6 protein-coding genes are annotated in these 6,304 nt (G+C 73.5%); 3 read left to right on the top strand and 3 right to left on the bottom strand.

Going from position 1 to position 6,304, the window contains the following annotated elements:
- Nucleotides 1–147 precede the first annotated feature (147 nt).
- Nucleotides 148–1,020, bottom strand: a complete 873-nt coding sequence (locus AB0M82_RS43815; RefSeq protein WP_364735384.1) for a peptidylprolyl isomerase — start codon at nucleotides 1,018–1,020, stop codon at nucleotides 148–150.
- Nucleotides 1,021–1,167: 147 nt separating this feature from the next.
- Here AB0M82_RS43815 and AB0M82_RS43810 point away from each other — a divergent pair, with 147 nt between their 5' ends.
- The gene (locus tag AB0M82_RS43810; RefSeq protein ID WP_364735392.1) at nucleotides 1,168–1,740 is read left to right on the top strand and encodes an MBL fold metallo-hydrolase; all 573 of its coding nucleotides are present in this window, start codon (nucleotides 1,168–1,170) and stop codon (nucleotides 1,738–1,740) included.
- Nucleotides 1,737–2,384, top strand: a complete 648-nt coding sequence (locus AB0M82_RS43805; RefSeq protein WP_364735382.1) for a hypothetical protein — start codon at nucleotides 1,737–1,739, stop codon at nucleotides 2,382–2,384. The genes AB0M82_RS43810 and AB0M82_RS43805 overlap by 4 nt, the downstream gene beginning before the upstream one ends.
- Nucleotides 2,385–2,390: 6 nt before the next feature.
- On the opposite strand, the gene AB0M82_RS43800 is transcribed toward AB0M82_RS43805, so the two are convergent.
- Together AB0M82_RS43800 and AB0M82_RS43795 are read right to left on the bottom strand one after the other, a co-directional pair.
- Nucleotides 2,391–3,869 carry a YibE/F family protein gene (locus tag AB0M82_RS43800; protein ID WP_364735390.1) on the bottom strand — a complete coding sequence of 493 codons (1,479 nt, stop codon included), beginning with the start codon at nucleotides 3,867–3,869 and terminating at the stop codon, nucleotides 2,391–2,393.
- A gap of 554 nt (nucleotides 3,870–4,423) precedes the next feature.
- A complete protein-coding gene (locus AB0M82_RS43795; RefSeq protein WP_364735380.1) occupies nucleotides 4,424–5,401 on the bottom strand; it encodes a GlxA family transcriptional regulator in 978 nt (325 codons plus the stop codon).
- A 100-nt stretch (nucleotides 5,402–5,501) separates the two neighbouring features.
- Here AB0M82_RS43795 and AB0M82_RS43790 point away from each other — a divergent pair, with 100 nt between their 5' ends.
- Entirely contained in the window at nucleotides 5,502–6,206 is a 705-nt protein-coding gene (locus tag AB0M82_RS43790; protein WP_364735378.1) for a DJ-1/PfpI family protein, read from the top strand.
- Nucleotides 6,207–6,304: the final 98 nt, after the last annotated feature.

The following is a 6,304-nucleotide window of genomic DNA, read 5'->3' as shown; positions in this document are numbered from 1 at the left end:
GGTAGCCGGTCTCCATCGCGCCGAGCACGCCGCCGCGCTCGGAGATCCGGTCGAACTCGGTCAGCACGGCCTCCTCGACCAGGTCGGTCAGCTCGACGAGCCGTTCACCCATCGATCCCCGAAGGGGCCGGCACAGCCGTGGCGCCGCTACTGGACGGTGACGCCCGTGAACTTCACCTGCTTGGTCGGTGCCCCGGTGCCGTCCTGCGGGTTCGGGTTCGCGATGCCCGCCTTGGCCACCGCGTCGAGGACCTTCAGGCCCTCGTCGCTGATGCTGCCGAACACCGAGTAGTCCGCCGGGAGGCCGTCGGCGCTGCCGTAGACCATGAAGAACTGGCTGCCGCCGGAGTTCGGGGCCTGCGTCTTCGCCATGGCGAGGATGCCGCGGCCGTACTTGATCTCCGGGAACGCCTCGTCCGGCATCGTGTAACCCGGGCCGCCCTGGCCGTCGTTCGCCGGGTCGCCGGTGGCCGCCGGGTCACCGCACTGCAGCATCTGCAGGCCCTCGGTGCCGAGCCGGTGGCACATCGTGTCGTTGTAGAAGTTCTGCTTGGCGAGGCTGACGAAGCTCTGCACCGCGCAGGGCGCGAGCGCCCGGTCGAGCGTCAGCGGGATGTCGCCCGCGGTGCTCTTGAGCGTCACGTTCACCGTGCCGGTCGACGGGACGTTCTTGCCGTCCGGCGGGTTCACCTTCTTCGGCGCCTTGCCCTGCGCGTCCGCCTTGAAGTCGCACGTCGTCGGGTTCGGCAGCGCCGTCGCCCGCTTCGGCAACGCGGTGCGCTGCGTCGGGATCTGGACGTCGGTCGGCGGCGGGGCGGCCGAGGACGACGCTGCGGTGTCGGTGGTGTCGGCGCCGTTGGCGCTCACGATCCACACCACGACACCGGCGACGACCAGGACGGCCACGCCGACCACACCAGCGCCGATCTTCCGGCGTCGCTTCTGCTGCTCCAATCGGCGCTCGAGTTGCCTCTCGAGCTTGCGCTTCGCAGCTTCGCGGCGCTGCTGGTTGGTCGCCACCCCGTACCCTCCCAGGTTCCGCTCGTCTCACACGTTTGAGGTAGCGGCAGTGTATGGGCACAGCCTGTGAGGACCATGTACAGGGCCCGCTAGTCTCAACCCGATCGTGATCGGCGCCATCCGGCGCGGATGTCCGGGAGGCGTTCGGTGCTCGTCGTCGGGTTCGGCAGCGGCCCGCTGCTGGCCAACTGCTACCTGCTGGCGGAGGCCCCCGGCGGGCCGTGTCTGGTCGTGGATCCGGGGCAGGAGGTGGCCGCTCCGCTGGCCGCCGCGCTCGCCGAACACCGGCTGGTCCCGGCGGCGCTCGTGGCCACCCACGGGCACCCCGACCACGTCGCTTCGGCCGCCGGGCTCTCCGCCGCCCACGGCGTCCCGCTGCACCTGCACCCCGCCGACGTGGAGCTCCACGACGGCGACAGCGTGCCGCTCGAGGCGGGCGCGCACACCTTCGCCGGCCTCGGCGTGGACGTCCGGCACACGCCGGGGCACACGCCCGGCTCGGTCGTGCTGGACCTGGAGACGGCCGAAGGCGGGCGGCTCGCGCTGACCGGCGACACGCTGTTCGCCGGCTCGGTCGGCCGCGGGGACGTGGCGAACTCGGTCCGGGAGCTGCTGGCGAGCCTGCCGGACGACACGGTGGTGCTGCCGGGCCACGGCCCGGCGACGACGATCGGCCGGGAACGCGCGGGCAACCCGTTCCTCGCCGGGACAGGGGCATGAGCGTGACCGGGGAGCCGACGGAACGGCTGGCGCTGTTCGAGGAGGACCCGCGCGGGCGACGCCGCCGCGGGGTGTCTGGCCTGATCGGCGTGGTGATCGTCGCCGCGGCGTTCGGCGGCGTCGCCGGCCTGATCGGCGGCACGGTGGCCGGGCTGGTCACCGCGCTGGTGATCGCGCTGCCCCTGCTGTACGTGATGGCGGTCAGCATCCGGCGCCGCGTCTGGCTGGAGGGCTCGACGCTGGTCGTCCGCACGTGGGGGCTGCGCCGGGTCGACCTGGTCACCGCGACCCGGCTCGACCTCGTCGTCGGCGACGTCCGGGGCAACCGCACCGTCAGCTTGCTGGTCAACGCGGGCCGGCGTGGGAAGGTGGCGAAAGTCGACCTCGCCGTGTTCTCCGGGACCGGCGGCCGTGAGCTGGGCATCATGCAGCTGCGGAAGCTGGCGAACGCGCTGATGAACAACACCGAGGCCAACGGCCTGGTGTTCGGGGAGCTGCTGGTCGCCGAGCTGAAGGCGGAGGCGCGCGGCTCCGGCGTGGCGGAACGCCCGCTCTACCGGCTGGCGTCGGTGGCGCCGTCCGGCAAGTACGTGCAGCGGTTCACGATGGAGGCGGTCAGCCGGTTCGTGGCGACTCTCGACTGAGCCGGGTCACGGGTGGGCCGGAACGGCCTTCGTGGTGAGGCTCCCGGCCGGCTCGCGGGAGGCGATCAGCGCGGCGAGGACGGTGGTCACCGGGACGGCGGCGACGATGCCGACGCTGCCGGCGAGCGTGCGGACGATCTCCTGCGCGATTTCCTCGCTGCCGAGCAGCGCGCCCAGCCCGACCCCGGAGATCGACGAGTACAGCAGCACCGGCAACGCGGCCCCGGCGTAGGCCATCACCAGCGTGTTCACCGCCGAGCCGACGTGGTCGCGGCCGATCCGCAGACCCGAGCGGTACAGCTCCTGCCAGGTCAGGTCCGGGTTGGCGCGGCGGAGCTCCCAGACCGCGCTGGTCTGGGTGACGGTGACGTCGTCGAGCACGCCCAGCGCGCCGATCACGACGCCGGCGAGCAGCAGCCCGCGCGCGTCGATGCCGTGGCCGAGCGACCCGATGAGCGTCGACGTGCTGTCGTCGAGCCCGGTCAGCGAGGACGCGGCCGAGAAGATCGCCGACAGGACGCCGATGAGGGCGAGGCTGACGAGCGTGCCGAGCACGGCCGCGGACGTTCTCGCGGACAGCCCGTGGGTCAGGTACAGCGCGATGAACATGATCGCGCCCGCGCCGGCGATGGCGACCACCAGCGGATTCTCCCCGGCGAGGATCGCGGGGAGGACGAACAGCGCGATCACGACGAAGGACAGGCCGAGCGCGACGAGCGCGGCGAGACCCTGCCAGCGGCCGAGGACCAGCACAGCGACGGCGAACAGCGCGGCCAGCACCAGCAGCGGGGTGCCGCGCTGGAAGTCGACCAGCTGGAAGCTGGCGGGGTCGGCCGCGTTGCCGCCGTTGTAGGCGACGACGACGGCGTCTCCCGCGGTGAAGCGGGGGGTGCTGGGTTCGATCGGCACGGTCAGCCGGAGCGGCTTCCCGCCGGCGGGGCCGTCGGTCATGGTGAGCTCGACGGTCAGGCACGGCTTGGCGTTCGGATCCGTCTGGTCGCCGACCTGGACCTGCCCCTGGGCGAGGCACGGCCCGGTGTTCGTGGCGGTGACGTCGGCGTGCACGGGCGTGCCCTGCGGGACGACGCTCGTCGGCGACGGCTTGCCCCACGGGTACAGCACGATCATCCCGGCCACGGTGGCCAGGGCCAGCGGGGCGAGCAACCAGATCAGCAGCAGCCGCACCCGGCGCGACGCGGGGGCGGCGGGTCCGTGGCCGTGCCCGTGGCCGGTTTCGGTCGGTTTCGCGGCGGTATCGAGCTTCTTGGCGGCCCGCGGCTTGGTCCCGGCGGCGGGAACCCGCTGCGGCCCGTTGTCCCCGCGCCGGACGGCGCGCTGGGTTCCGGTGCCGGTGGGGATGCGTTGCGGGCCGGTGTCGGAGCGGCCGCCCCCGGCGGGGATGCGCTGTGCTCCGGTGTCGGTTCGCTTGCCTCCGGTGGGGATGCGTTGCGGACCGGTGTCGGTGCGGCCGCCCTCGGCCGGGATGCGCTGTGCGCCCGTGTCGGTTCGCTTGCCTCCGGTGGGGATGCGTTGCGGGCCGGTGTCGGAGCGGCCGCCCTCGGCCGGGATGCGCTGTGCGCCCGTGTCGGTTCGCTTGCCCCCGGCGGGGATCCGCTGTGCCCCGGTGTCGGTGCGGCCACCCTCGGCGGGGATCCGCTGCGAACCGGTGCCGGCCCGGTGTCGGGGCGCACCAGGGGTGCCGTCCGCGCGCCGGGTGCCCTCGGGCGGCGTCCGGCGGGCCGGTTTCCGGGGCGTTTCCGGCGTTCCGGACGGGGCGTGCCCCGGGGAAGGGGACACCTCGTCCGTCACCCGGCGAATCGGGCCGGTGTCGTCGTCGGCGAGGTCGGGGCGGTCCACCCACACATCCTGACAGCGGGATCTCCCACCCCGCGCGAGGGGCCGCCGACGGCCCGGTTCGTCCGGGCTTCGGCCGTTTCGCCGTGCCGGAATGCCGATCTCGCGTGATCAGCGGCGGATCTCGCGTGATTGGGCGCGGATCTCGCGTGATCGGAGGGGCATCACTCGTGATCGGCGGGGCATCAGCCGGAGGGTTGGCGGACGTGGAGCCGCCGGTAGGCCGATGGCGGGGTGTCGAAGTGGTCGAGGAAGGCCTGGCGCAGCGTCTCGGACGAGCCGAAGCCGCAGCGGCGGGCGATCGTGGCCAGCGGGAGGTCGGTGCCGGACAACAACCTCGCCGCGTGCTCGGTGCGGACCGTGCGGACGTACCGGCCGGGTGTCGTGCCGAGGTGCGCGTCGAACAGGCGGGTGAGCTGGCGGGTGCTGATCCCGGCGCGGGCGGCGAGCGCCGGCGTGCCGAGGTCGTCCTCGAGGTGCTCGGCGATGTACGCGGTGAGGTCGCGGACCTCGCGGTGCTCCGGCGGCGGGCCGGCCAGGAAGAGGCTGACCTGGGCCTGGTTCCCGGGCCGCTGCAGGTAGGTGACCAGCGCGCGGGCGGCCTCGCGGGCCAGCGACGGGCCGTGGTCGGCCTCCACCAGCGACAGCGTCAGGTCGAGCCCGCTCGTCACGCCCGCCGCGGTGTAGACGTTGCCGTGCCGGATGTAGAGCGGCACCGGGTCCACCGTCACCGCCGGATAGTCGGCCGCGAGCTTGGCGGCGTACCGCCAGTGCGTCGTCGCGCGCCTGCCGTTGAGCAGCCCGGCCGCGGCGAGCACCTCGGCGCCCGTGCACACCGACGCGACGCGGCGGCTGGTCCTGGCCAGCCGCCGGACGTGGGCGAGGACGCGCTCGTCGGCCGCGGCGGCCGTGCTGCCCCAGCCGCCGGCGACGACGAGCGTGTCGAGGTCCCCGGCGACCTGGTCGAGCCGCAGGTGCGGCTGCAGCGTCAGCCCCGAGCAGGTGCGGATGCCGTGGCCGTCGACCGAGGCGAGCTGGAGCTCGTACGGCGGCCGCGCGCCGAGCCGGTTCGCGGCGTCGAACACATCGGCGGGGCAGGCGATGTCCAGCAGCTCGGCGTCGGCGTATCCGACGAGCACGACCCGTCTGGGTGAACCTGGCATGACCGAACGCTAGCAGCCGGACCTGGCGCTCGGACGCGGTTCGCAGGATTTCGGACATCGGCGCCCCGCGGGCTCCCGCGGGCCCGCCATGGTCGGTGCCATGACTGATGAGCAGAAGACCATCGCCTTCGTCGTTTACCCGGGACTGACACCCCTCGACCTGGTGGGCCCGCTGCAGGTGCTGAGCGCGCTGGCCGAGTTCGTGCCGAGCTACCGGACCGTCGTCGTGGGCGCCACGAAGGACACCGTCGGCACGGACACGCCGTTGCGGATCGCCCCGAGCCACACCTTCGACGAGGTGCCGTCCCCCTTCGCGGTGCTGGTGCCCGGCGGCACCGTGCCGACGCTGCACGCGATGTCCGACGAAAACCTCCTCGCCTGGCTCCGCACCGCCGCTGCGGGCGCCGAGCTGGTGACGTCGGTCTGCACCGGCTCCCTGATCCTCGGCGCCGCCGGCCTGCTCGAGGGCAAGGAGGCGACGACGCACTGGATGCTCCGGGACGTCCTGACCGGGCTGGGCGCGAAGCCGGTCGCCCGGCGGTGGGTCGAGGACGGCCGGGTGATCACCGCGGCCGGCGTCTCGGCCGGCATCGACCTGGCGCTGCATCTGGTGGAACGGCTGGCCGGCCGCCAGGTCGCGACGAACGTCCAGTTCGTCATCGAGTACGACCCGGAGCCGCCGCAGGGTGCCCTGGACTGGGCGAACCAGCCGTACGGCGACCTGAAGCCGCTGCGCGAGCGCACCCTCCGCGAGGGCCTGGCGGGGAACCCGGCGCTGCTGGAGAAACTGCTCGCGCACACCTGAACCTCCGTTGTCGGCCAACCGGGTGAGCGGGGTTCCCCGGGCGCGCCGGGCCGTTAGATTCAGCTCGCTCGATCAGGTGATCTCGCCGGGCTGGGGGT

The sequence above is a fragment of the Amycolatopsis sp. NPDC051128 genome (assembly GCF_040682715.1).
Taxonomy (GTDB): domain Bacteria; phylum Actinomycetota; class Actinomycetes; order Mycobacteriales; family Pseudonocardiaceae; genus Amycolatopsis.
The sequence above is the reverse complement of the archived record's forward strand: the minus strand, read 5'-3'. Positions and strand labels throughout refer to the sequence as shown.

What these genes read in the sequence shown, in the direction of transcription:
- AB0M82_RS43805 (WP_364735382.1), top strand. Translation starts at nt 1,737, where the DNA reads ATGAGCGTGACCGGGGAGCCGACGGAACGGCTGGCGCTGTTCGAGGAG.
- AB0M82_RS43790 (WP_364735378.1), top strand. Translation starts at nt 5,502, where the DNA reads ATGACTGATGAGCAGAAGACCATCGCCTTCGTCGTTTACCCGGGACTG.
- AB0M82_RS43795 (WP_364735380.1), bottom strand. Translation starts at nt 5,401, where the DNA reads ATGCCAGGTTCACCCAGACGGGTCGTGCTCGTCGGATACGCCGACGCC.